Below are 25,814 nucleotides of genomic sequence, written 5' to 3'. Positions count from 1 at the left end.
CGGGGGCGCGGGCGAACTAAAGCGCGACAAACCGATTTACGCACTGTAGAATCCAGTTACGAATACAACAATAAGGTTCTCCACATTCGGGAGAATCAAGCCCGCCGAGAATGGGTCCATATGACAAACCATGGGTTCAAACTGATCATTGGTGGCTTCCTCGCTCGCAGCGTGCGTGGCATCCCGTGCTCACCGCCTGTTCTGTTCTACATCCCCGGAAATCACTAATTTTTCGCTGTAGATGAGGATAAGAACATGGCTGATATTTTCGAAAATCCAATGGGCCTGATGGGCTTCGAGTTCATCGAGCTGGCATCGCCGACCCCTGGCGTGCTCGAGCCGGTTTTCCAGATACTCGGTTTCACCAAGGTCGCCACCCACCGCTCCAAAGACGTGCACCTGTACCGTCAGGGCGGCATCAACCTTATTCTGAACAACGAACCCAAGAGCATCGCCTCGTATTTTGCCGCCGAACACGGCCCGTCGGTCTGTGGCATGGCGTTCCGCGTTCGCAATGCTCACGAAGCCTATGCCCGCGCGCTCGAACTTGGCGCTCAGCCTGTCGAAATCGAAACCGGCCCGATGGAGCTGCGCCTGCCCGCAATCAAGGGCATCGGTGGCGCGCCGCTGTACCTGATCGACCGCTTTGAAGAAGGCAGCTCGATCTACGACATCGACTTCAACTTCATCGAAGGCGTAGACCGCAACCCGGTGGGCGCAGGCCTGAAGATCATCGATCACCTGACCCATAACGTTTACCGTGGGCGCATGGCCTACTGGGCAGGGTTCTACGAGAAGCTGTTCAACTTCCGCGAGATCCGCTACTTCGATATCAAGGGCGAGTACACCGGCCTGACCTCGCGTGCCATGACCGCACCCGATGGCATGATCCGCATCCCGCTCAACGAAGAATCGTCCAAAGGCGCCGGGCAGATCGAAGAGTTCCTGATGCAGTTCAACGGCGAAGGCATTCAGCACGTGGCCTTCCTGACCGACGACCTGCTCAAGACCTGGGATGCCCTGAAGGGCATCGGCATGCGTTTCATGACCCCGCCGCCGCAGACCTACTACGAGATGCTCGAAGAGCGCCTGCCAGGTCACGGTGAACCTGTCGACCAACTGCAAGCGCGCGGCATCCTGCTCGACGGCGCTGCAGAACAGGGCGACAAGCGTTTGCTGCTGCAAATCTTCTCGGAGACCTTGCTTGGGCCGGTATTCTTCGAGTTCATCCAGCGCAAGGGTGATGATGGCTTTGGCGAAGGTAACTTCAAGGCCCTGTTCGAATCCATCGAACGGGACCAGGTTCGCCGCGGTGTATTGAGCACCGATTGATAGGTGCTGGTACCGCCGTCATGCCGCTTCGGCGGCGGTACCACGCTTGTTGCGACGCGCCCTGAACAAGCCCCAGTAGACGATCGAGCCGGTCACGATGCCTACCAGTACCAGGGAAGGCAGGACCTGCAACATCGATTGGCGGATTTCTTGCGCCGTATAGCCTCTGGCATAACCGCCCCTCACCGCATACCCATACTTCTCGGAGATTGCCCTTTGGGCATACTCGGGCTGCGAAGGCCGATGCGGGTCGCGGCTGTCTCCATGGCTCCAGATGTATTGGTCGCCGAACTCCAGAAGCAGTGTCAGGCCATCCTGAAAGGCCCGCAGCTCGTTGCGCAGTTCAGTGGCATAGCCTGTCACGATCACGCTCGGGTTGTTGCCCGGTTCCTGAAAGTGGGTCACCAGCGTAGTGGGTAATGCTGGCGAGTCGAGCGCGAGTTCAACCTGTTGCCCGGACTGGGCGAAGGCCGAAAGATGGTCGAGGGAGTCCGAGTGGGTGCTGCAATACGCTTCCTGGTCGCGCACCAAGGTCAACGCGCGTAGCAAGGGGTCACGGGTTACCTGATCCTGCAGGGTGCTCTGGACTTCGGCGCACGCCTTGCCTGCAACAGGCTGGGCGAGGATAACGGTGCTTTGCATGCGGTCCAGCACTTTATCGATGGTGAATACCGCTTCCTGGACGGAGATCTGTGCGTTTTCCTCCAGCTTTTTCTCCAGCTGAAACACCATGACCAGCAACCCGGACACCACCGGCACCAGCCCGATGGCCATGATGAGCAGCAATTCCAGCAAACTGCGCCCGGCATGCATGATTTTCGACATAGCCTATTGTTCTCCAGTCTGATGCTGCCCGTGGTGGGCAGGTAGTCTGGGAGCCTATGTAATCAATTGCGTGTCGGATGTAGTCCGCGTGCGGCCCGCGCTTCGAGAAACGATGTAATCACGCGTAAGCCGTCACTTTGCCTCGAGTCTTGCGAGTACCTTTTCAGCCAACGTTGCAGTGGAATCTGGGTTTTGCCCAGTAATCAGCCGATCGTCGCTCACCACGTAAGGTTTCCACGGGTCATCGTGCTTGCTGTAAATACCGCCCCGAGCAACCAGTTCGTTTTCGGTGAGAAAAGGCACAACCTTGTCCAGTTCCACCAGTTGTTCCTCAATGTTGGAAAAACCGGTGACCTGACGGTCTTTCAGCAGCAGGCTGTTGTCACTGAGCTTGATATTCAAAAGGCCGACAACGCCGTGGCAAACGGCCGCCACAATGCCTTTATTCTCATAGATTTTGCGCGCGATCTCTTGCAACGGCTGGTTATTGGCAAAGTCGTACATCACCCCGTGCCCACCGGTGTAATAGATGACGCTGTAGTCGTCAGCCTTGACCAGCCCCGGGCTGAGTGTGGCACCCAGACGTGTCATGAAGTCCTTGTCGTCGTACCACGCCCAGTCCAGATCGGGTGCCATTTGCAGGCTGTGCGGGTCGATCGGCACGTAGCCGCCGCTGGGGCTGACATAATCGACGCTGTAGCCTGCGTTCTGGACCTTTTCGACAAAATGCACAGCCTCGCCCAACCACAGCCCGGTTGCCCGTTTGAGGGTCGGGTACTTGGCCGTATTGGTCAGCACTACCAGCATCTTCTTCTTGCTCATGACCACACTCCCATCGGCAACCTAAAGGGACCGCTATTCCATGGCTCAGTGGAAAACCTAATCAGCATAGCTGCCACCTGCCGGTACGCCATAAATGCAGCGCATGCTGTGCTAACGTGAACAACGTCGCCACCCATCAGCCATTGGAGTCATGAGATTGGTCGCAAACGGTACCCCGCGCGAAGTTGAGCCGCAGGTCACCCTGCTGGCGTCCAACCCAGCATCAGCTGATCCCATGGGCGAACGCATTGCCCAATTCGATTGGGGCCGTACGTCGCTAGGGCCGCTGCCACGCTGGCCGGCCTCGCTGCGCATTGCCGTCGACATGATGCAAGTGTCGCCATTCCCGTGTGCGGTGGTGTGGGGGGCGGACCTGAGCGTGGTCCATAACGACGCCTATCGGATGCTCCGGGGCGGTGGCCAGGATGCATTGGGGCAGGCGTTCGACGTGCTCTGGAACGATGCCTGGCAGGGCATGGGGCCTTGGGTGTACAAGGCGCTTGAAGGCCGTTCGAGTTTCGTCGAAGACCCGCCGCTGCGGATCGAGCGTGGCAACGTCACCGACCCCTTGTGGTGTGCCTTCGGCTACTCGCCGATTCGGGACGAGCAGGGTGGCGTTGCAGGTTTTCTGCACACGGTCATCGAAACCAAGGCCAGTGCCGAGGCGCACCATCATTGGCGCGAGCAGGCGACGGCTTTTGAAAAACAGCTCCAACGCTACATGGCCGACCGGGAGCAGATCTGGCAATTGTCCCGCGATGCCATGATGATTGTTACCCGTGAGCTGACGCTGCACTCCGCCAACCCCGCCTGGCATCGCATCCTGGGCTGGAGTGAGGCGTTGGTACCGAACATGTCGATATTGGAGCTGATCCACCCAGCGGACCGCGCTGAAGTGCAGGTGGCGGTCTCGAGCTTTGTGCAGGGTCAGGAGGCTGAACAGATCGATATCCGCCTGCGCCACCAGGACGGCCACTACCGCTGGTTTAGCTGGTCCGCTAAATTCGATGGCAACTTACTGACCGCCGTCGGCCGCGACATCACCGCAGACCGCGAAGAAGCCACACGCCAGTCCGAGGCCTTGTTGCGCAACAGTGAGCGCCTGGAGGTGGTTGGCCAACTGGCAGGCGGCATGGCCCATGAAATGAACAACTTGCTGTCAGGCATCGGTGGCAGCCTCGAGCTGTTGCAACGCCGCTTGCTGCAAGGGCGCCTGGAGCGCATCGAGACCTATGTGGAACTGGCGCGAGACTCTGTGCAACGGGCCATGAACCTTACCCACCGGCTGTTGGCGTTTTCCAGCAACCAGCCGCTGGAGGCCAGGCCACTGAATGTCAACCGACAGCTGTCTCTGATCGAGCCCTTGCTGCAGCAGGCGCTGGGCGCGGAAATGAGCCTGCAGTGGCAGTTGGACGTCACCCCCTGGGCTGTCAGCGTCGATGTCACCCAGTTTGAAAATGCCTTGATCAACCTGTGCGCGAATGCCCGTGAAGCGTGCCTTGAGCGCGGCAGCGTCTCGATCAGAACGGTCAACGAACGCTTGGCGACGCATTTCCCGGATGAGAACGGGCTGCCGCCAGGCGACTATGTGGCCTTGCATGTTGAGGATGACGGCCACGGGATGTCGGCCGCAGAGGTCGCCAAGGCTTTTGAACCGTTCTTCACGACCAAGCCCCTGGGACGGGGATCGGGGCTTGGCCTGCCGATGGTCTATGGCTTTGTCGGGCAGTCGGGTGGCTATGTGTGGATAGAGTCGACCCAAGGCCAAGGGACGAAAGTCTCCATGCTGTTTCCGCGTAGCCTGGCGCTGGTTCCGGAAGAGCCACTGGTATGCCTGCCAAGCGTTAATCGCGCGCAAGGCCAGCGCGTGTTGTTGATCGATGACGAACTCAACTTGCGTGCACTGATGCGCGAATTTCTCACCGAGCGCGGGTTTGCCATCTGTGACGTTCAAGATGCCAATTCAGCGCTGGATCGCTTCCGCCATGACGGGCCTTTTGACCTGGTAATCACGGATATCGGCTTGCCGGGTGGGTTCAGTGGGCGGCAAGTGGCCAAGGCAATCCGCATGATCGTGCCGTCGCAGAAGATTCTGTTCATCACCGGCTACACCGACCAGCCGATCGAAGCCCAGTTGCTCGATCAGCCGGGCACCGCATTGATGCTCAAGCCGTTTGCGCTGGAGCACTTGGCGAACCAGGCCTTGCACATGCTAGACGGTTGAACCGGTTCAGGGCTTGCCAAGAATCTGCGTCACCTGCGCCTGCAATTGCTTGAGCTCGAATGGCTTGCATATGAGGTGCATGCCAGCGCCGAGGAAGCCCTCGCGAGCCATGGCCGTTTCCGCGTATCCGGTAATGAACAGCACCGGCAGGCGTGGCCGCAAGGTACGTGCGATCTCCGCCAGTTGCCGCCCATTCATGCCCGGTAGGCCAACATCGCTGACCAACAGGTCGATCCGTTGCGACGACCGCAGGATCTGCAGGGCTTCATTGGCGTTGGCGGCGGTTTGGCAGGGGAAGCCGTCTTCGCTCAGTGCCTGACACAGTAATTGGCGGACATGGGGGTCGTCTTCGACCACCAGCACATGGTGGCCCGTGCTGTCAGGCGCAGGTGCGAGGGCCGGGCGTTTGGGTATTGCCTCGCCGACGTGCCGCGGCAAGTACAGGTCGACCTGGGTGCCATGGCCGATCTTGCTCTGCAGGGTGACATGCCCATGCGACTGCTTGCTGAAGCCATACACCATAGAAAGGCCAAGGCCGATGCCCTGGCCGACGGGTTTGGTGCTGAAAAACGGCTCGAAAGCGTGTTCCAACGTGCTCTGCGACATACCCTGGCCGTTGTCGATGATGCGCAGACGCAGGTAATCACCGCTGTTCAGGGCGCCGTCGGCGAACTGCTTGGCCTCAATCTGCTGGTTGCTGGCCTCGATACGCAGCAGGCCGCCGGTGGGCATGGCTTCGCAGGCATTGAACAGCAGGTTGTCGAGGGCTTCGCGCAGTTGCCCATCATCGGCCTCCACGGCCCACAGGTCGTTGGGCACGTGCAGTTGCAGGGTCACCGAGTGGGTCAGGCCAGCGTTCAGGCGCTTCGCCTCCAGCAATGCATGCAGGTCGACCCGCTGGCTGTGCAACGATTGCCGGCTGGAAAAGGCCAGCAGCCGATGGGTCAATTTTCCTGCGCGTGACACGGCCTCCTGGCCCATGCGCAAAATGCCTTCCAGGCTGTCGCTTCGGCCTTTGCTCAAGCGTCGCTCGATCAGCTCGAAACTACCGCCGATACTGGTCAGCAGGTTGTTGAAATCATGGGCAATGCCACCGGCCAATTGGCCGACAGCTTCCATCTTGCGAACTTGTGTGCGGGCAATCTCGTTGCTGTGCTGTTCCTGGCTGCGGGCGTCCATCCGCTGCTGCAGTGCAGACAGTTGATCCCGCGCCCGGTATTGATGGCGGCGGTTGCGCTGGGCGATACGCGCCAGCTGCAGCACTTGCCCGTCATCAAGCGGGCAGAGCAACTGCATCAGGTTGCCCTCAGGCGGCTGAGAAGGCCGGGTGGCAGTGGCGGCTAAGTCCATGATCAACAAGATGGGCAGGTCCGACCAGCTCGGCTGTTGGTCGATAAACCCCTGCAACGGCACGCTGGGGCCATTGCTGAAGTTTTGTTCGGCGATGATGACCAAGGCTGCGCCTTCGATCAGGCAGGCGTGCAGGTTGGCGATGTCGAGGGTGCACAGGCTCTCGATGCCAGCGGACGCCAGTAGACGCGCGGTATCCGCGGCAAGTTGCGGGGGTGCCAGGATCAAGGCACGTTCGTCCAGCGCCAACGAACTGGCCAAAGCGACGCTCCTGTGACAATGGGCAGGGCCAAGGCTTGGCCTGCCACCGGTGGTTCGATACTCACTGGACCACGGGCTGCCGCTTAGGGTTCAACGAATTAGGGGAGGGGCCTACAGGCCCTGTTGCAGCACCGGATCGTCAGGGTTCTGGCGCTCTAGTTCGGCCAGTAGCACCTGGACGTTCTGCAGTTGGCCGGTCTCTTTCCAGTACTGGATCAGCAACAGCCGGGCCCGGCGATTGGCCGGTTGCCGATTGAGCACGGTTTCCAGCTGCTTTTGCGCAGCGTCGACCTGGTCGAGCTCATGCAAGGTCATTGCCAGCGAGTAGCGGTAGTCGGCGTTGTCCGGGTCCAACTCCACCGCACGCGATAAGGCCAGCAGGGCGTACTCGCGCTGTTCGTGGCGATTGAGCCAGAGCCCGAGCTCATATTGCAGAAAGGCCGACTCAGGGCTCAGCAGCAAAGCCTTGGCCAGCACTTGGCGGGAGGCGTCGTGATGGCCCTGGCGCTCTAGCAGGCGTACTTGGGTTGCCAGCGCGTCCAGATTGCCTGGTGCAACCTGCAGGGCGCGTTGCAAGGCCGTAGCTGCCTGGGTGTAGTCGTTTTCGTGCAGGTACAGGCGCGCCAAGTGCACCTGCGCGTCGGCGTCTTCGGGCTGCAGCTCCAGCGCCTGCTGATACTGCTCAAGGGCGGCCTGCAAGGGGCCGAAGTACAGGCCTATGGCGTCCGGGTCGAGGCCCAGCAGGGCGTCCACGGCAGCGAAACGTACACTTTGATCCGCATCATCCAGCAACGGGCCCAGCACCAGGCTGCGTTGCGCGGCGGGGAGCAGGCGGCGGATACCGGCGATGGCGGCTCGGCGTACCAGCGGGTCGGCATGCTCCAGGTCCAGGCGCGCGAGTTTCAGCGCCTGTGGTGAGGGGTAGTTGGGCAGCTCGGCATACAGGGCCGCACGGCGGATGGGGGCCAGGTCGTTACGTTGCAACTGCTGGTACAGCACCCGCGCTGCCCCCGGCAAGCCTTCATGGGCCTGGCGCAAGGCCTTGGCGTAGCTGTGCGCAGGCAGCGTAGGCGGGGCCGGCTGGTCGTCTCGCGGCAGGTAGCTGATCATGGCCGACACCAGAATCAGCAGCAGCAAGGCGATCAGGTAGCGGTTGCGTCTGGGCATCGGACGGTCCGTGGCGGCAGGAAGGGCAGAGCTTGGGGCAGCGAGGGGGCAAATGCAACTGGGGGGATTTTGGGGGCGGGTAAGGCGGGAGACGTTTGTTGCCTTTGAGATCGAGCGCCGCCCGCGCGGCGCATCGCGAGCAACGCTCGCTCCTACGTTTGTTTCGGGCCAGTGAGGCCTGTGCCATTTGCGCGCGACCGCCTTGTGGGTTTGACGCAATATTGCGCCATGCACCATGACGGTCGCGTGCGTTTGTCCCAGGAATAATTGGCCTGAAACAAACGTAGGAGCGAGCGTTGCTCGCGATGCGCCGCGCGGGCGGCGCTCGATCTTGTAGGCGCTGCAGATGTACCGCCTATCAGCGCGTGCTGGCCACCGTTTCAGGTTGCCAGCCACCGCCCAAGGCTTTGTAGATCGAGACGATACCGCGGTACAGCTCGACCTCACCTTGGGCTTGGGCATCTTCAGCGCTGAGGCGTTCACGTTCAGCGTCGAGCAACACCAGGTAGTCCACCGTACCTTCGCGATAACGGATCGACGCCAGCTCCGCAGCCTTGCGGCTGGCGTCACTCTGGCGCATCAGCGACAGCAGGCGCTGCTGCGTCTTGTCGTAATCGCTGAAGGCATTGGCCGACTCTTCCAGGGCCAGCAGCACCTGCTGCTCATAGTTGGCCAGGGCGCCTTCGGCGTCTGCCTTGGCACCGCGCAGGCGGGCCCGTACGCTGCCCAGGTCGAAGGCCGCCCAGGTGATGCTAGGGCCAAGGCCCCAGGCATTGGCTGCCGAAGACCCGATCTGCGAGCCGCGTGCGGCGGTAAAGCCGAGGAAGCCACTGAGGCTGACCCGCGGGAACAGGTCAGCGGTGGCGACACCGACGTTGGCCGTGGCGGCCGCCAGCTGGCGTTCGGCACTGCGGATATCCGGGCGGCGCCGCAGCAACTCGCCAGGGTCGCCCACCGGCAGCGCTTTGGCGATCGCCGGCAGGGCCTTGGGCGACAGGTCGACGCTCAGTGCATCCGGGCGTTGGCCAAGCAGGGTGGCGATGCGATGGCGGGCACGCGCCTGTTCGGCCTGCAGTTGCGGCACGGTGGCCTCGACGCCGGCCAGGCGCGCATCGGCCCGGACCACGTCGAGTTCGTTGCCGACCCCGGCATCGCGCAGGGTTTCGGTGATGCTGCGCGATTCTTGCTGAGTCTTGAGGTTGGCCAGGGCGATGTTCTCGCGCAATTGCGCGCCACGCAGTTGGCCGTAGGCGTCGACCAGTTCGGCGATCAGGCTGACCTGCAACTGCTGCAAGTCGGCTGCGGCAGCGGCTTCCTGGGCTTCGCTGGCTTCGATCTGGCGCTGGATACGGCCGAACAGGTCAAGCTCCCAGGCCATGTCCAGGCCCAGGTCGTAGCGTTCGCTGTTAACCCGCTGCTCAGTCTGGCCGGGGACCTGGCCTTTGCCGATTTCGCTGCTGGCACGGCTGGTGACCACCGGCAACTGGTCGTTCGAGGCGTCCTCACGGATCGCACGGGCCGACTTCAGCCGGGCAAAGGCCACGCGAAGGTCACGGTTGCCGTCGAGCGAGGCTTGCACCAGTTGGTTCAGCACCGGGTCGTCGAACTGCTTCCACCAGATGCTTTCGAAGCGGCTGCGGTCGTAGGCCTTGGCCTGCATTTCAGTGTCGAAATGGGCAGGCTCGGTGGTCGGCGTCTTGTAGTCCGGGCCCACCGCACAGGCCGCCAGGGCCAAGGCCAACAGGCTCGGGGTCAGGGGCTTGAGCATATTCATGCGTGGCTCTCCAGCGATTGAACGCGTTCGGCCTTGCGGGCTTGGCGGCGTTCGACGAAACGGCGGATCAGGAAGAAGAACACAGGCGTCAGGAACAGCCCGAATACAGTGACGCCGATCATCCCCGAGAACACCGCGACACCCATGGCGTGGCGCATTTCCGAGCCGGCACCGGAGGAGAACACCAGCGGTACCACGCCCATGATGAAGGCGATCGAGGTCATCAGGATCGGCCGCAGGCGCAGTCGGCAGGCTTCCAGTACCGCAGCCAGCGGGTCGAGGCCCTTGGCCTGTTCATCCTTGGCGAACTCGACGATCAGGATCGCGTTCTTGCACGCCAGGCCCACCAGTACGATCAAGCCGATCTGGGTGAAGATGTTGTTGTCGCCACCCGAGATGATCACCCCGGTAATGGCCGACAGCAGGGTCATCGGCACGATCAGGATCACCGCCAGCGGCAGGCTCCAGCTTTCGTACTGGGCGGCCAGCACCAGGAAGGCCAGCAGCACGCAGAGCGGGAAGACGAACAGCGCGGTGTTGCCCGAGAGGATCTGCTGGTAGGTCAGGTCGGTCCACTCGAAGGTCATGCCGTTGGGCAGCTCTTCCTTGAGCAGTTTTTCAATGGCTGCCTCGGCCTGGCCAGAGCTGTAGCCCGGTGCCGCCGCGCCGTTGATTTCGGCAGTGATGAAGCCGTTGTAGTGCATGACGCGGTCAGGCCCGGAGGTGTCGCTGACCTTGAGGAAGGTCGCCAGCGGGATCATCTCGCCCAGGTTGTTGCGCACCTTCAACTGGCCAATCTGCTCGGCGTCGAGACGGAACTGTTGTTCTGCCTGAACGTTGACCTGGTAGGTACGGCCAAAGCGGTTGAAGTCGTTGGTGTACAGCGAGCCCAGGTAGACCTGCAGGGTGTCGAAGATGTCATTGATCGCCACGCCGTGGGTCTTGGCCTTTTCGCGGTCGATGGCTGCATCGACCTGAGGCACGTTGACCTGGTAGCTGGTGAACAGGCCAGCCAGCTCCGGCACGTTGTGGCTCTTGGCGATGATGTTCTGGGTTTCTTTGTACAGCGCTTCGTAGCCCAGGTTGCCGCGGTCCTCGATCTGCAGGCGGAAGCCGCCGATAGTGCCCAGGCCTTGAACCGGCGGAGGCGGGAAGATCGCGATGTAGGCGTCTTGGATGTCGGCGAACTGGGCATTCAGCGCGGCGGCGATGGCGGCTGCCGACTGGCTCGGGTCTTTACGCTCGTCGAATGGCTTGAGCGGGGTGAACACGATGCCGCTGTTCGGGCTGTTGGTGAAACCGTTGATCGACAGGCCTGGGAAGGCCACCGAGTCGGCAACACCCGGTTGCTTCAGGGCGATTTCGCTCATGCGCTTGATCACCGCCTCGGTGCGGTCGAGGCTGGCGGCGTCCGGCAGCTGGGCGAAGGCGACCAGGTACTGCTTGTCCTGGGCCGGTACGAAACCGGTCGGGGTGGACGAGAAGCCCAGGTAGGTCAGGCCCATCAGGCCGGCGTAAACGAACAGGGCGATGCCGCTGGAGCGGATGACCCGGCGCACTCCGCCAACATAGCTGTGGCTGGCACGGTCGAAGAACCGGTTGAACGGCGCGAACAGCCAGCTGCCCAGCAGCTTTTCCAGCAACCGCGAGAAACGGTCCTTGGGCGCGTGGTGGTCTTTGAGCAGCACAGCCGCCAAGGCTGGCGACAAGGTCAGCGAGTTGAATGCCGAGATCACGGTCGAGATGGCGATGGTCAGGGCAAATTGCTTGTAGAACTGTCCGGTAAGCCCGGAAATGAACGCCGCAGGTACGAACACGGCGCACAGCACCAATGCGGTGGCGATGATCGGCCCGGTCACTTCGCTCATGGCCTTTTGCGTGGCTTCCAGCGGTTTCAGGCCAAGCCCGATATTACGCTCGACGTTCTCCACCACGACGATGGCGTCGTCCACCACGATACCGATGGCCAATACCAGCCCGAACAGCGACAAGGCATTGAGCGAGAAGCCGAACAGGTGCATCACGGCAAAGGTACCGATCAGCGACACCGGCACGGCCAGCAGCGGAATGATCGAGGCGCGCCAGGTCTGCAGGAACAGGATCACGACCAGCACGACCAGGATCAGCGCTTCGAACAGCGTGTGCACTACCGCTTCGATCGAACCACGGACGAATACGGTCGGGTCATAGACGATGCTGTAGTCCATCCCCTCAGGGAAGTCCTTCTTCAGCTCGGCCATTTTCGCCCGCACTTCGTCGGAGATGTCGATGGCGTTGGAGCCTGGGCGCTGGAAGATCGGGATCGCCACCGCCGGCTGGTTGTTCAGCAGCGAGCGCAGGGCGTACTGGCTGGAGCCCAGTTCGACCCGGGCGATGTCTTTCAGGCGGGTGATTTCGCCATCGGCACCGGCACGGATGATGATGTTCTCGAACTCTTCCTCATTGACCAGGCGGCCTTGGGTGTTGATCGACAGCTGGAAGCTGGTGGATCCGGGGGCGGGCGGGGCGCCCAACTGGCCGGCCGCAACCTGGCGGTTCTGCTCACGGATGGCCGCGACGACGTCGCTGGCAGTCAGGTTGCGCGAAGCGGTCTTGTTCGGGTCGAGCCACACGCGCAGCGAGTAGTCGCCCATGCCGAACAGCTGCACATCACCCACGCCGCCCAGGCGCGCCAACTCGTCCTTGATGTTGAGGATGGCGTAGTTGGACAGGTAGAGCATGTCGTAGCGGTTGTCCGGCGACGTCAGGTGCACGACCATGGTCAGGTCGGGCGAGGCCTTGTCGACGGTGATACCAATGCGCGTCACTTCTTCCGGCAGCTTGGGCTGGGTACGGGTGACACGGTTCTGGACCTGCACCTGCGCGTTGTCCAGGTCAGTGCCCAGGGCGAAGGTGATGGTCAGTGTCAGCTTGCCATCGGCGGTGGACTGGGAAGACATATACAGCATGTTCTCCACGCCGGTGATGGCCTGCTCCAGCGGCGCGGCGACCGTTTCACCGATCACCTTGGGGTTGGCGCCCGGGAAGTTGGCACGCACCACTACTGTAGGTGGCACCACCTCGGGGTATTCGCTGATCGGCAACTGGAACAGCGAGATCGACCCTGCGATCAGCAGTACCAGCGACAGTACCGCCGCAAAGATCGGCCGGGTGATGAAGAATTTCGAGAAGTTCATCGGTGTGGTCCCTTAACCGCGTGGCGCTTGGGCGCTGGCGACTTTTACAGTGGCGCCCGCTACCTTCGGCGCCGGGTTGCTGGCCTCCAGGGCCTGGCGCTGTTGGGCGAGGGCGGCGAGGGTCTGCTCGCTGGCCATCGGGGTGTCTTCCGGGGTTACCGCGGAGCCTGGGCGCACACGCTGCAGGCCCCTGACCACGATGCGGTCGTCCTTGGCCAGGCCGCTGCGCACGATGCGCAGGCCTTCTAGCTTCGGCCCCAGCTCTACCGCGCGGTAGGCGGCTTTGTTGTCCTTGTCCATCACCAGCACGAACTTCTTGCCAAGGTCGGTGCCGACGGCTTCGTCGTTGATCAGCACGGCGTCGTACTGGGCGCTGCCGACCAGCTTCAGGCGGGCATACAGGCCAGGGGTGAACTGGCCGTCGCGGTTGTCGAACACGGCGCGGCCACGGATGGTGCCGGTGCGCGGGTTAACTTGGTTGTCGACGAAGTTCATCTGGCCCAGGTGCGGGTTGCCGGTTTCGTTGGTCAGGCCGAGGTACACCGGGGTGGCCTGGCCGCGCTGGCCTTCACGCGCCAGCTGGGTGTACTTGAGGTACACGCGCTCGTCGGCGTCGAAATAGGCGTAGACCTTGTCGGTGGAGACCACGCTGGTCAGCGGGGTGACATCGGCGGTGACGATGTTGCCGGCAGTGAACTGGGCACGGCTGACCCGGCCGCTGATGGGCGCGGTCACGCGGGTGAAGCTCAGGTTCAGGCGGGCCAGGTCGAGTTGGGCCTGGATGGCATCGACCCCGGCGCGGGCTTCAGCGGCGGCGCTGCTGCGCGACTCGGCAAGCTCGGCGGAGATCGCGTTGCTGTCACGCAGGCGCTCGCCGCGGCGGGCTTCGTTGGCGCTGCGGATGGCCGTGGCCTTGGCTTGCTGCAGTTGGGCTTCGAGGCGGCGGACCTCTGCCTGGAACGGGCGTGGGTCGATCTGGAACAGCAGGTCGCCTTTCTTGACCTGCGCGCCCTCGGTGAAACCAACCAGGTCGATCTGGCCCGAGACCCGTGGCCGCACTTCGACGGTTTCCGGGGCTTCGAGGCGGCCGGTGAACTCGTCCCATTCGTTGATCGGCTGCTCGATCACCTTGGCCACGCTGACCTTGGGCGCGGCGGGCGCCTGCACGGCGTCGGGGGTTCGACCGCAAGCGCTGAGCACTACGACTGCCAGGGCAGCGAGTGGAAAGCGCAAGGGTTTGAGTGATTGTTCCATGGAGAACTCCGCCAATGTATTAGTAGTGGGCGGAGTGTGAGTGTCTTGCGCGTGAGGCACGAATCGAACGGGGCGAAGGTTATTATCACGCTGAATGATATGTCGGGATATTTCATCGATGGTGGGCATGGTAGGGTGCCTGTGCTGGCCCTTTCGCGGGGCAAGCCCGCTCCCACAGGTCATATGCTGCTGTCAGCGTCGCTGAGATTCCTGTGGGAGCGGGCTTGTCCCGCGAAAGGGCCGGTGCAGACACCCACGCATGTGACTCAAGGCCTCGTAGTGAAAAGCACCCCCCAATTCCCCAGGCCCCTCGGCATCGTCTGCCTGGGCATCCTGCAAATCCTGGTCTGGGGCGGTTCGTTCTTCCTCATGGCCGTGATGGCCGACCCGATCAGCCGTGACACTGGCTGGCCCAGCCAGTGGGTGTACGGCGCGTTGTCGCTGAGCCTGATGGTCTCGGCGCTGTGCGCCCCGTTGTCCAGCCGCCTGGTCGCCCGCTACGGCGGCCGCCCGCAAATGGCGGCCAGTGGTGCGGTGGTTGCAGTGGGCCTGCTGATCATGGCTGCCAGCCACAGCCTGTTGGTGTTCCTGCTGGCTTGGGCGGTGATCGGTGTGGGCATGGCCATGGGGCTGTACGAGGCCTTGTTCTCGACCCTGGGCGGCCTGTATGGCGAGGGCGCTGGCAAGGCTATCACTGGCATCACCCTGATTGCCGGCTTTGCCTCGACCCTGTCGTGGCCGACCGTGGCCTTGGCCATCGAGCACCTGGGCTGGCGCACGACCTGCGTGTGTTATGCGGTTGTGCTGCTACTGGTGGTAGCCCCGTTGTATTGGCGTGTATTGCCGCCAGGCGGGCAGGTCGAGGTGCGCAAGGCGCAGCAGAACAGCGCTGCAGTCGGGGTAGATCGCCAGCTCTACCTGCTGTTGACCGGCATGTTCGCCATTGGCGCGATCATCATGACGGCGATTGCCGTGCAGTTGGTCGCCGTGCTCCAGGGCCTTGGGCATTCGCTGCCGGTGGCGATCGGCCTGGCGGCGATGCTCGGCCCCAGCCAGGTGGCCTCGCGGGTGCTGCAGATTCTGGCGGGCAAGCGCCACCCAATCTGGACGGCGCTGGCCTGGGTAAGCCTGGTGCTGGTGGGCTTGCTGCTGGTGACGCTGGTGCCGGCGGCCACGGCCGTGGGCCTGCTGGTATTCGGCTGCGGTAACGGCTTGCGGGCGATCGTGCGCGGGCTGTTGCCGTTGGCAATGATGCCGCCCGCGCAGTATGTGCTGCTGATGGGGCGCATGTCGCGGCCTTCGCTGATCGGCCAGGCCTTGACGCCGCTGGTGGGTGGATATCTGTTTGAGCACTTTGGCTCAATGGGGGTATTGGTGACCTTGTGCCTGCTGGCACTGGTCAATGTGGTGCTGGTGGGCATGGTGATGCGGCGGGTAAGTGCTGGCGCTTGAAAAGGTTGAGTCCCTTTGAGATCAAGCGCCAGCAGCATTTCCCTAATGGCGTTGCCAGACTTCGCCTCGCTCGCTGACTACCCAAGGCGCTTGCTCAGCGTCGATAAGTACACCGCCAACCCAGCGCGGAGGAGGCGCCTGATCCAGCCAATTGGCCTGCCCGTCGAGAACGCTTTCGCCCAGTGCAGTCAGCCTCAAGGGCCGTTGCGCCCAGCCCTCTCCTGAGCCTTCCAGCAACAGCGGGTGCGGTGCATGGATCAGCGGTTGCAGCAGCACGTGGAACATCAGGTCGCCCAGGTAAGGCAATGGTTCATCGTGCATCATCAGCTGTGCAAACACTCGGCCGGCCGGGAGCTCACCCTTTTGCGCGAGGATGCGTAACAGCAAGCGCTCTGTGAGGCTCAGGCCATCCTTTGCCCCTGGCAGTTCCTGCAACTGGCGTGCAAGTGCTGCGCTTAATTGGGGTAAAGACGGGTGCTTCTGAACCGCAAGGGCAGCCCAGGCGCGTGGGTCTGGTGCGGTATAGGCAGCCCAAGCCTGCTTCGCTAACGCTATGGCGTCTGGGCCCAAAGGCCGCCGTTGTGGCCAAAGCCAGGCAAGCAGGTCGGGGGCGAGTTGGCCGATGCCGATGAAGCGCTCGACGCCGGGCACCTCGGTAATTTCGATCAGCTCGAGCCGCCGCGGCAGGCAGGGCAGGCTTGCCAGAACTCGGATCAGAAATAGCTGATCGTAAGCATCCCCTTCGCACCAGAGCACAACTTCACTATCAGCGTTCAACTGTGCCAGTGCTGCGCGCTGCCTAGCCTGGCGCTGCTCGACGTCCTGCGCGCCAAGGTTGAACGCCTGTTGCGTATACGCGGCACGCACGGGCCAGTACTCATCTTCTGGCAGTGCCGGCACCGGCCCCATGACCATCGGGTCGTCGAACATGTGAAACGCGCCGTTAAAGCCCACTGTGCGCAAGCTATGGGCGATGTCATTGCCGCAGCGCCAGTGCTGCATGGTGGCCTCGCCATCGGCGGTAAAGTTTGGGTGGCGCGCTGCAAAGGCGACAGCGTCAGCATGCGCCTTGAGCTTTGGCCAACTGGCAAAACCCGCTTCGCGGGCCAGCAGCCACTGGGTGTCAGCGAGCCTGTAATGCGGGCCAGTCAGGCCGAGTAGGCGCAGTTGGGCGCGCGCGTCCTCGGCCTCGCCGTTGTTTAGCGCTTTCAGCAAGCGTTTGGCGCGTTTGCGCAGGTCGGCCAGATCGAGCAGGCCGTGATGACGGGAAGCATGGATGGCGGGCATGCCAACTCCTTTGGGGCTCGGTCCGCCGACAAGCCGGGAGCTGGAATGAAAATGAGATGAAGCGTGGCTTGGGCACCCCTTCGCGCGGACCGCAGGCGCAGCGAACGCCCTAGGGCGGACTCTAGCGGCTAGTGGGCGGTGAAGCAATGGCCTGGCGGTTGATGGGAACTTCGATGGCATGTTCAGGTCGATAGCGTCTTCTTTCGAACCAGGCCCACCTGGACCCGTCGAGTGCGTTCCTCATGTCAAGCAAGCGTATGCTGTCGGCCTTAACCCTGTTGTTCAGCATCACCGCGTGCGATTCCATCACCGCCGGCGAGCGCACGGCGCCTGCAAGCAGTAACACGGCCTCGACCCTGCTGATCGAAACAGCCTCCAGACAATACGCAGAAGGCAAACTGGACCAGGCTGCCGCCACGCTGGAGCGGGCGCTGCAAATCCAGCCGAACAACCCCGCCACGCTGCACTACCTGGGTGTGCTGCGCCTGCAGCAGGGGCAATACGAACAGGCTGAAGTGTTGGCGGCGCGCTCCAACCTGCGGGTTGGACGCAACGTGGCCTTGCGCAATCGCAATCTGCAATTGATCGAGGCGGCGAACCAAGCCCGGATTTCGGGTACGCCGCCGGGTGCTGTAAAGGCGTCGGCCGTTCAAGTAATACCCGCAGAGGCCAGCCCGGAGCCCGCGCGATCAGTCTCCCTGGCTGCTGCCCAGCAACGCCAGGGCGTTGCCGGTCAGCAGCGCGTGGGCATGCCTGAATACCCCATGGACGAAACTGCCTTCGAGGTACCGCGGGGCCACAGACCGCCGCCAGGCAAATGCCGAATCTGGTACCCCGATCGCCCACCTGGGCACCAACCCCCGCCGGGCAAATGCAAGAAGCTGCAAAAGCTTCTTCCTGCCGGAGCCTACTTAGTGCATCACTGATGAGCGGGTGACGCTTGAATAGGAAACTAGCATTTCTAACAGTTGTGTTCCGATTTTGTATTCGGCGAAGCTAGGGCCTACCAGTCAATCGGCCAGGGTTGCACCATGAGTAGCTCACAACATGGCTCACGTAAGTTTAGCTATAGACCGTTTGGGAATGGCTCGCCGAATGATCATGCCTGTTTTTTGTTGGGGTTTGACGGTGAATGCCGACAGTTCAACGATTTTTACTTATTGGGCACCCGGTGTCGTAGCTATTGCCCCCTATTTTGGTTGGTTTTTCGCGCAGTGTATATAAAAATTGCCACATACAACAAATGAGAAGAGGTGTGTGATGGATAGGTCAAATGATCATCTGTACTTCTATCGGCGTAATAAGCTTGTTACGAGCATAAAGGATGCTGAAAGTATTTCGTTATTGTATGGTGGTTACATGCCGCTGGCGGAGGTTGGTCATAAAGATGCCGCTGTCGCTGCTGGTTTATATGGTGTTGACGCTCTCAATACCATTCAGTCAAATCGACAAGAGAAATCGAAAAGTTATACAGCTTTTGGATTTTTACACGGGTCAGCCACGCCACGTACGTTGTTAGGGTTTACCGGTCAGTACTGTCAGCTCAATGGCATCTATTTTTTGGGGAACGGATACCGTGCATATAATCCTATGCTCATGAGGTTTTGTAGTGCTGATGCATTCAGTCCTTTTGGTAAGGGCGGAATTAACGCTTACGTGTACTGTGGGAGCGATCCTGTTAATTATAGTGATCCATCGGGAAGGTGGCGATGGCTGAGGAAAAATCTGACACGCCTCACCGGTCTTTCCAGTAAAGTTAAAACATACGATAAAGGGAAGACGGATGGGCATGCAAATGGTCTTGCCGAGGGACGTGCAGATGGTCTTGCCGAGGGATATGCAAATGGTCTTGCCGAGGGACATGCAAATGGTCTTGCCGAGGGACGTGCAACTGGTCTTGCCGAGGGACGTGCAACTGGTCTTGCCGAGGGACGTGCAACTGGTCTTGACGAGGGACGTCAATGGGGTCACGAAGAAGGGTTTGCGCGGGCAACCAATGGTAAGATTCAGTGGAATAAGTGGATGATGGACCCAGCCTATGCCGATCAAACACTACAGCAAGCTCTTGATAATGCTTACCAAGGTGTGGAGCCGTACAAAGTGGCAACTAATTATGGCGGGCGATCGAATGACGTGCTTCACGCTATCTATTCGTTAGCTTCTGGAGTTCGTAATAATGGTGTGACTATGGAGGGATCACTCAGTTATTTACTTGATGGTGGATTTGGTGCGCTACGGGATCCACGTAGGTAATAATTAAGATTGAATCTATGTGGGCTCTTTAAGATTTGCTGTAACTGGTGTTTGATATGAACTTGGAGCTGCCGCGCGGCAGCCCCGTTTCTCTCACCTTAAAACACGAAAACCATGCGTACCGTCGCGTTCAAGCTGGGCGATCAGGCCGAACTCCCAGTCCAGATACCCTTGCATGGCTTCACGCGGGTTGTCGGTGCCTTCATAGGGCCGGCGGTAGCGGTCGCTGCGCGCCACTGCCAGGTGCGTTTCGCCACTTTCCAGCGGTAAGCCCGCAGCAATCCAGCGCGCAGTGCCGCCCTCCAGCACATACACCGGGGTGTGTGTCAGGGCCTGCAAGTCGACCGCCGCAAAGCGCGCCAGCAAGCTGCTGCCGCAGGTGAGCACGTAGCGTTCGGCAACCGGCAGTTGCTCCAGCACCTGCGGCAACTGCGCTCGGATCGCCCAATGGGCACCCGGGATGTGGCGTTTGACGTAGTTGGCGCTGGTGGTGAAGTCCAGCAGCACCGTGCCTGGCGCTTGCAGCCAGGTGTGCAACTGGTCGACGTCGATCTCGTTCACCTGGGGCTGTTCCGGCAATGGCGCCTGCCAATCGCCGGACTCGCTGAAATCCGCTGCCGACAGGCCGTCCAGCACGGCGACCTGCCAACCCATCTGGGCCAGCCACGAGGCACTCATGTTGGCCCGCACACCGTCGTCATCCACCAGCACGATGCGGGCGCCGCGCACGCTGGCGACATGGTCGGTCTCTTGCACCAGTTGCCCGCCGGGGACCGAGCGGCTGGCCGGCAGGTGGCCTTGGGCAAACTCTTCAGGGGTACGCACATCGAACAGGTAGGTGGTGCGGTGGGGCTCGGCCTGCCAGGCCGCCAGGCCTTCGCAAGTCAGCCGCGCGACTGCGGCACGGTCGGCCACGGCGCGGGCACGGTCGGCGGCGCTGGCGCGGGTGGTGTCGCTAACGGGGGCAAAGCTGCGTTGCTGGCCGTGAGCCAGTTGCTGGCCGGCAAGCGTCCAGCCGATGGTGCCATTGCGCAGTGCCGCCACCGGGTTGGGGATGCCGGCGTTGACCAGTGATTGGGTGCCGATGATGCTGCGGGTACGCCCCGCGCAGTTGACGATTACCTGGGTGGCGGGGTTCGGCGCGAGCTCGGCCACGCGCAATACCAGTTCGGCCCCCGGCACACTGATGCCGCCGGGGATGCTCATGGTCTGGTACTCGTCGAAACGACGGGCGTCGAGCACCACCACATCGGCCTTGGCATCGAGCAATGCCTGCACCTGCTCGGCCGCCAGCGACGGCGTGTGCCGCTCGCTTTCGACCAGTTCGCCAAAGGCCTTGCTTGGCACGTTGACGTCACGGAACAACTCGCCGCCAGCCGCGCGCCAGCCAGCCAGGCCGCCCTCGAGCAGTGCCACATCGCTGTAACCCAACGCCGACAAACGCGCGGCAGCCAGCGTAGCCAGCCCTTCACCGTCGTCATACAGGGTGATGGCGGTGTCACGCCGCGGTACCCGGGCGAAGACTTCCAGCTCCAGCTTCGACAGCGGGATGTTGGCGGCAAACAGCGGGTGTTCCTGGGCGAACGGGTCTTCCTCGCGAACATCGATCAACGCCAGCTCTTCATGGGCCAGCAAGGCCCGGCGAATGTCATGGAAGGAACGGGTGGCGACAGTACTCATGGGGCTGGATTCTCTTTGGACAGGTCCCAGATGTTGGGCAGGAGGGTATTGGAGTAGCCGGAGATGAAGGGTTTTTCAGTGCCGTCGGCCAGGTACACCGCCCGGCTGACCGCGCCGATGTTGGCGCCGTAGACGTGGATGCTGATCGACACCTGGTCGTCGAAGGCGTTACTGACCTGGTGAATGTCGCCGATACGCGGCGAAACCGCTTCGACATGGCCAGGGTCGATCCGCACCGGCGCACCGGCCGGCAGCAACGCACCGTGCTCGCTGCGGGCGAAACCTTGCGAATATTCAGCGCCGCGCAGCATGCCGATCAGCCCCCAGACTCGGTGATCGTGAATCGGCGTCTGCTGCCCTGGCCCCCAGACGAAGCTGACGACAGAGAAGCGTTGGCGCGAGTCGCAATGCAGCAGGTATTGCTGGTAACGGCTTGGGTCCGGTTGGGCGAGGGCTTCGGGTAACCAGTCGTCATGGGCGACCAGGCTGCGCAGCAGGCCTTGGCCTTGGTCGAGGAGGGTGGCTTCGTCGGGGGCTCGGTCGAGCAGCTCCGAAAGCGCACCGATGAAGTGTCGCAGGCGCTCCAGGCGCAGGGGTTGGCTCATGGTTCAGGCTCGGCTGACGGTTTCGGTTAACCCTAGCAAACTCGCTGAATATTCACCAAAGTAAAATTAATCATAAGCTAATATGCAAAATATGCATTTACAGGCTCGCCTATCTGTTTTGAAATAGGTCACCGCCGGAGGCATTAGGTTATGCCTAGAACGAATTTCCCACAGGCTCTATACATCGATAACTTATAAGCAAGGCGCTGGTTAGATTCAAAGCGCATACCACTGTCATTTATCAAAGCGAGACCGCACGGGCGGATCGACTACCTAGTTGCGCCTTTATTGGCCCTGGAGACGAACGTGCGATACCTCAAGCAACTGGCCGCCGGTGTGCTGGCCACCTCACTGAGCCTGGCCGCCGCCGCGCAGACCCTGGTGGTCGGCGACCAAAGCTTCAATGCCCGTGCGGTGATGGAAGCCGCTGGCGTGCTCGATGACGTGCCCTATACCCTGGAATGGAAGCAGTTCACCGCAGGCTCCCCGGTGGCTGAAGCCTTGAATGTCGGCAGCCTCGACATTGGCCTGCTGGGCGATGCGCCGCCGCTGTTTCTCGGTGCCTTGGGGGCACCGATCAAGGTGATTGCGGTGAGCCGGCAGAACCTCGACGGGGTCGCCATCCTGGCGCGCAAGGATTCGAACATTCACAGCCTTGAAGACCTGCGCGGCAAACGCGCGGCCCTGTGGAAAGGCTCGTGGAGCCAGCAACTGCTGTTCAGCGCCCTGGACAGGGCCGGCGTGCCTCGCGATGCCCTGGAGCTGCGCTACCTCAGCGCGCTGGATGCCTCGCACGCCCTGGATGGCGGTTCGGTGGACGTGATCGCGACTTGGGAGCCCTATGTCACCCAACAGGAGCGCCAAGGCGCCAGGGTGCTGGCCACAGCCGAAGGCTTGATTCCGGCCCAGAGCTTTGTGGTGGCCAATGCCAAGGCCGTCGACGCCAAGCGTGCGCAGATCACTGATTTTCTGCAGCGTTTGAAGAAGGCCCGTGATTGGACATTGAGCAATCCAGCCAACACCGAGGCCTATGCCGACGCCTGGGCCAAGCGCACCCGCGCCGACCGTGACATTGCCCGGGCCTGGTTCGCCCGCGCGCGCACCGACGTGGCGCCACTCACCCCCCAGGTGATTGTCGATGCGCAGAAGACAGTGGACTTCTTTGCCGGGCTTGGGCTGATCAAGGCCTACCCGGCAGCGAGCCTGTTCGATACCTCATTTGCTGCGGCGCTGGCCAACGACCATTGAGTTTGACTGTGCCGGCCTCTTCGGGGGCAAGCCCGCTCCCACAGGAAAAGCGCCACCTTCAGAATCGGCGCAGGTCCCTGTGGGAGCGGGCTTGCCCGCGAAGAGGCCGGTACAGCCCCATCACTTCAGAGGACTCCCCATGACCACCCGCAAAATCAAACTCGGCGCCCTGACCATGGGCTGCGGCGGCCCTGGCCGCCATAACCTCTGGCTCGACCCCGAGCTGCCGGCCGATGCCAGTGTCAACATCGACTGGTACATCGACATCGCCCGCCAGGCCGAGGCTGCGCTATTCGACCTGATATTCATCGTCGACAGCCAATACATCACCCCCGGCTCACCCTCGCATTACCTCAACCGCCTGGAGCCGCTGACCCTGCTCTCGGCCCTGGCCGTCACCACCCGGCATATCGGGCTGGTCGGTACCCTGACCACCTCCTACAACGAGCCCTATAACGTCGCCCGTCGCCTTGCTTCGCTGGACCTGATCAGCAAAGGCCGCGCTGGCTGGAACGTGGTGACCAGCGGCGATGCCGGCACCGCGGGTAACTATGGCCGTGACGAGCATTACGACTACGACACCCGCTACGCCCGCGCCGAGGAACACGTGCAGGTGGTGCAGGGCTTGTGGCATTCCTATGAGAACGGCGCCTTCCCGCGCGATCGCGCCACGGGCCAGTTTCTCGACCCCTCGAAGCTGCATGCGCTCAACCACAAGGGCGAACACTTCTCGGTGGTGGGGCCCTTGAACATCCAGCGTTCGCCCCAGGGCCAACCGGTAATCTTCCAAGCTGGCGACTCGCAGCAGGGCCGCGACTTGGGGGCCGCCACCGCCGATGTGATCTTCACCCACGCGGCCAGCATCGAGCAGGGCCAGGCCTTCTATCGTGACGTCAAGGAGCGTGCCGCGCGCCTGGGTCGAGACCCGGAGCAGATGCTGGTACTGCCAGGTGCGGAAATCTACGTGGGCGACACCGATGCTCACGCCCGTGAGATCGAGCGCCATTACCACCAGCAGGACCACAGCTTCGAACTGGCACTCAAGGAGTTCGGGCGCAATTTCGGGTGGCACGATTTCACCCAGTACGACCTCGATGCGCCGTTCCCTCAAGAGAGCCTGGAGCATGCCCGCAGCAGCTTCTTCACCAATGCCAAGCGCATTGCCGACCAGGCGCGGGCGCAGGGCTTCAGCTTGCGCCAGGCGGTGGAGTTCGGCCGCCAGCTACGCCCGGGGGCATTCGTCGGCTCCGCCGAAACGGTGGCGGCAAAAATGACCGAGTGGTTCGAGGCGCGGGCGCTGGATGGCTTCAATATCTACATTGGCCATCCAGGCCAGTTCCGCCGTTTCACCGAAGAAGTGGTGCCATTGCTGCAGGCACGTGGCGTCTACCGCACCGCGTACGAAGGCACGACATTGCGCGAAAGCCTCGGCCTTAGCCTTCAGTGAATGCTCGAGGCCAGTTCGAAGATCGGCATGTACATCAGGATCACGATAAAGCCGATCAACAGGCCAATGAACGTCATCAGCAGCGGCTCGAACAGCTTCACGAACCATTCCACCCAGCGGCCAATCTCCTGGTCGTGAAAGTCGGCGCAACGCTCCAGCATCTCGCCAAGGTTGCCCGACTGCTCACCGGCGCGCAGCAGACGCAGCGACACCGGCGTCACCAGTTGCCCAACTTCCAGCGCGTCGGACAGCGGCAACCCCTCGGCCACACGCTGGCTGGCCTGTTCAAGGCCCTGCGCGGCGGCGCTACCCAGCAGCCCGCGGGCCATGCCCATGGCTGTGAGGATAGGAATACCGCCTTGCAGGAGGATGCCCAGCGAGCGGTAGAAGCGCGCCAGCTCGTACATCATCAGCCGCTGGTGCAGCGCTGGCATGCGCCTGAGCTGGCGCGCTGCCCAGCGCCGTACCCGCGGGTGGCGGCGCAGCAGTACCAGGGCGGTGATGCCCGCCACGCTGCCCAGCGCCAGCGGCAGTTGCTGGGCATGCAAGAACAACCCGATCTGCATCAGCAGGCGTGACAGCCACGGCAGCTCGGTACCCATGCCTTCGAACACCTGGCTGAAGCGCGGCACCACGTAGCCGAGCAAAAACAGCACCACGCCACCACCGACCAGCAACAACAGCAGTGGGTAAACCGACGCCCCCACCAGTTTCTGCCGCACCAGGTCCAAGCGTTGCCGGTAGGCGATATAGCGGCCGAGGGCGTCGCCGAGGGCGCCGGTGCGCTCGCTGGACTGCACCAGCGCCACGTACAGGGCCGGGAATATCCTGGGCTGGCGGCCAAGCGCCTGAGACAGCGAGTGCCCCTCGTACAGCTGGCGTACCAGTTCGCCGAGCACCTTGCGCGAGGCCGCAGCGGGGGCTTTTTCCGCCAGGCTTTCCAGGGCATCGATCAATGGCAAGCCAGCGTTGAGCAGGGTCGACAGCTCCTGGCTGAACAACACCAGGTCAAAGCTCGCCTCGCGGCGCCAGGCCATGCCGCGCAAGGCACTGCCCTGGCCCTTCACGCTGACCACCCGCAAGCCTTGGTCCTCGACTTGGCGGCGCGCCTGGTCGGCATCTTCGGCGTCGATCTGCAATTGCACCACGCCCTGTCTGCCCAGGGCCTTGAGGCTGTAGCGCATGGCCGAGCTCCTTATTGCCAGCTGGTGATTTCGGCGTTCTCACCGTCGCCACCGGGCTGGCCGTCCTTGCCCATCGACAGCAGATCGTACTCGCCGCCGTTCTCACCGGGTTGCCGGTAGATGTAGGCGCGGCCCCACGGGTCTTGCGGCACGGCCTTCTGCAGGTACGGGCCGGTCCAGCGGGCCTCGCCGCTAGGGGCGATGACCAGTGCCTGCAAGCCTTGTTCACTGTTGGGGTAATGCCCGACTTCCAGGCGATAGAGGTCCAAGGCTTTGCTCAAACCCTCGATCTGCGCCCGCGCCACCTTGACCTCCGAGCGGCCAAGTTGGCTGAAGTACTTGGGCGCGACGATGCCGGCCAGCAGCCCGAGCACAACCAGCACCACGAGGAGTTCGAGCAGGGTGAAGCCACGTTGGGGGTTGGATCTGCGCTGCATGGTGATGCCCTCCGCTGCGTAGGAACATGCTGTGGC

19 protein-coding genes are annotated in these 25,814 nt (G+C 62.2%); 7 read left to right on the top strand and 12 right to left on the bottom strand.

Translation table 11 applies throughout. From position 1 onward, the window contains the following. The first annotated feature begins 255 nt into the window (after positions 1 to 255). Positions 256 to 1,332: a 4-hydroxyphenylpyruvate dioxygenase gene (gene hppD / locus AB7M33_RS24340; protein ID WP_027593423.1), complete on the top strand. Its 1,077-nt coding sequence runs from the start codon at positions 256 to 258 to the stop codon at positions 1,330 to 1,332. Between the two features lie 18 nt (positions 1,333 to 1,350). On the opposite strand, the gene AB7M33_RS24335 is transcribed toward hppD, so the two are convergent. Further along, a complete protein-coding gene (locus AB7M33_RS24335) occupies positions 1,351 to 2,157 on the bottom strand; it encodes a CSS-motif domain-containing protein (RefSeq protein WP_454243843.1) in 807 nt (268 codons plus the stop codon). 132 nt (positions 2,158 to 2,289) lie between these two features. Next, a complete protein-coding gene (locus tag AB7M33_RS24330; protein WP_454243842.1) occupies positions 2,290 to 2,979 on the bottom strand; it encodes a type 1 glutamine amidotransferase domain-containing protein in 690 nt (229 codons plus the stop codon). A gap of 151 nt (positions 2,980 to 3,130) precedes the next feature. On the opposite strand from AB7M33_RS24330, the gene AB7M33_RS24325 reads away from it, so the two are divergent. Beyond that, complete coding sequence (locus tag AB7M33_RS24325; RefSeq protein WP_454243841.1) at positions 3,131 to 5,203, top strand: ATP-binding protein; 2,073 nt, start codon at positions 3,131 to 3,133, stop codon at positions 5,201 to 5,203. Between the two features lie 6 nt (positions 5,204 to 5,209). Here the strand turns inward: AB7M33_RS24325 and AB7M33_RS24320 are convergent, their stop codons facing one another. From AB7M33_RS24320 to mexE, 5 genes are all read right to left on the bottom strand, one after another. Next, entirely contained in the window at positions 5,210 to 6,814 is a 1,605-nt protein-coding gene (locus tag AB7M33_RS24320; protein ID WP_265969428.1) for a response regulator, read from the bottom strand. Positions 6,815 to 6,925: 111 nt separating this feature from the next. Next, positions 6,926 to 7,981: a tetratricopeptide repeat protein gene (locus AB7M33_RS24315; protein ID WP_265969427.1), complete on the bottom strand. Its 1,056-nt coding sequence runs from the start codon at positions 7,979 to 7,981 to the stop codon at positions 6,926 to 6,928. Positions 7,982 to 8,339: 358 nt separating this feature from the next. Continuing rightward, the gene (locus tag AB7M33_RS24310; protein WP_027593417.1) at positions 8,340 to 9,755 is read right to left on the bottom strand and encodes an efflux transporter outer membrane subunit; all 1,416 of its coding nucleotides are present in this window, start codon (positions 9,753 to 9,755) and stop codon (positions 8,340 to 8,342) included. Beyond that, positions 9,752 to 12,931 carry an efflux RND transporter permease subunit gene (locus AB7M33_RS24305; protein ID WP_027593416.1) on the bottom strand — a complete coding sequence of 1,060 codons (3,180 nt, stop codon included), beginning with the start codon at positions 12,929 to 12,931 and terminating at the stop codon, positions 9,752 to 9,754. The genes AB7M33_RS24310 and AB7M33_RS24305 overlap by 4 nt, the downstream gene beginning before the upstream one ends. A gap of 12 nt (positions 12,932 to 12,943) precedes the next feature. Then, positions 12,944 to 14,185 (bottom strand): multidrug efflux RND transporter periplasmic adaptor subunit MexE, encoded by a 1,242-nt coding sequence (mexE, locus tag AB7M33_RS24300; protein WP_099454285.1) that lies wholly within the window; start codon positions 14,183 to 14,185, stop codon positions 12,944 to 12,946. Positions 14,186 to 14,515: 330 nt separating this feature from the next. Here mexE and AB7M33_RS24295 point away from each other — a divergent pair, with 330 nt between their 5' ends. Next, positions 14,516 to 15,637 carry an MFS transporter gene (locus AB7M33_RS24295; protein ID WP_454244256.1) on the top strand — a complete coding sequence of 374 codons (1,122 nt, stop codon included), beginning with the start codon at positions 14,516 to 14,518 and terminating at the stop codon, positions 15,635 to 15,637. A gap of 42 nt (positions 15,638 to 15,679) precedes the next feature. On the opposite strand, the gene AB7M33_RS24290 is transcribed toward AB7M33_RS24295, so the two are convergent. Further along, the gene (locus AB7M33_RS24290) at positions 15,680 to 16,924 is read right to left on the bottom strand and encodes a DUF1835 domain-containing protein (RefSeq protein ID WP_265969426.1); all 1,245 of its coding nucleotides are present in this window, start codon (positions 16,922 to 16,924) and stop codon (positions 15,680 to 15,682) included. A gap of 242 nt (positions 16,925 to 17,166) precedes the next feature. Between AB7M33_RS24290 and AB7M33_RS24285 the strand changes: the two genes are divergently transcribed. Together AB7M33_RS24285 and AB7M33_RS24280 are read left to right on the top strand one after the other, a co-directional pair. Next, a complete protein-coding gene (locus AB7M33_RS24285) occupies positions 17,167 to 17,850 on the top strand; it encodes a tetratricopeptide repeat protein (protein ID WP_454243840.1) in 684 nt (227 codons plus the stop codon). A 334-nt stretch (positions 17,851 to 18,184) separates the two neighbouring features. Continuing rightward, the gene (locus tag AB7M33_RS24280; RefSeq protein ID WP_454243839.1) at positions 18,185 to 19,177 is read left to right on the top strand and encodes an RHS repeat-associated core domain-containing protein; all 993 of its coding nucleotides are present in this window, start codon (positions 18,185 to 18,187) and stop codon (positions 19,175 to 19,177) included. 93 nt (positions 19,178 to 19,270) lie between these two features. Here the strand turns inward: AB7M33_RS24280 and AB7M33_RS24275 are convergent, their stop codons facing one another. Next, the gene (locus AB7M33_RS24275; RefSeq protein ID WP_454243838.1) at positions 19,271 to 20,857 is read right to left on the bottom strand and encodes a rhodanese-related sulfurtransferase; all 1,587 of its coding nucleotides are present in this window, start codon (positions 20,855 to 20,857) and stop codon (positions 19,271 to 19,273) included. Then, a complete protein-coding gene (locus AB7M33_RS24270; RefSeq protein WP_085272930.1) occupies positions 20,854 to 21,462 on the bottom strand; it encodes a cysteine dioxygenase family protein in 609 nt (202 codons plus the stop codon). The genes AB7M33_RS24275 and AB7M33_RS24270 overlap by 4 nt, the downstream gene beginning before the upstream one ends. 306 nt (positions 21,463 to 21,768) lie before the next feature. Here AB7M33_RS24270 and AB7M33_RS24265 point away from each other — a divergent pair, with 306 nt between their 5' ends. Together AB7M33_RS24265 and AB7M33_RS24260 are read left to right on the top strand one after the other, a co-directional pair. Further along, a complete protein-coding gene (locus AB7M33_RS24265) occupies positions 21,769 to 22,710 on the top strand; it encodes an ABC transporter substrate-binding protein (protein ID WP_454243837.1) in 942 nt (313 codons plus the stop codon). Positions 22,711 to 22,849: 139 nt separating this feature from the next. After that, on the top strand, positions 22,850 to 24,157 hold the full coding sequence (locus AB7M33_RS24260; protein WP_454243836.1) for an LLM class flavin-dependent oxidoreductase: 1,308 nt from the start codon (positions 22,850 to 22,852) through the stop codon (positions 24,155 to 24,157). Here the strand turns inward: AB7M33_RS24260 and AB7M33_RS24255 are convergent. Together AB7M33_RS24255 and gspG are read right to left on the bottom strand one after the other, a co-directional pair. After that, complete coding sequence (locus tag AB7M33_RS24255) at positions 24,151 to 25,341, bottom strand: type II secretion system F family protein (RefSeq protein ID WP_099429219.1); 1,191 nt, start codon at positions 25,339 to 25,341, stop codon at positions 24,151 to 24,153. The two genes, AB7M33_RS24260 and AB7M33_RS24255, sit on opposite strands and share 7 nt — an antisense overlap. Before the next feature lie 11 nt (positions 25,342 to 25,352). Continuing rightward, positions 25,353 to 25,778: a type II secretion system major pseudopilin GspG gene (gene gspG / locus AB7M33_RS24250; RefSeq protein WP_027593406.1), complete on the bottom strand. Its 426-nt coding sequence runs from the start codon at positions 25,776 to 25,778 to the stop codon at positions 25,353 to 25,355. Positions 25,779 to 25,814: the final 36 nt, after the last annotated feature.

The sequence above is a fragment of the Pseudomonas sp. Y3 TE3536 genome (assembly GCF_053629175.1).
This window is presented reverse-complemented; position numbering and strand designations above follow the sequence as displayed.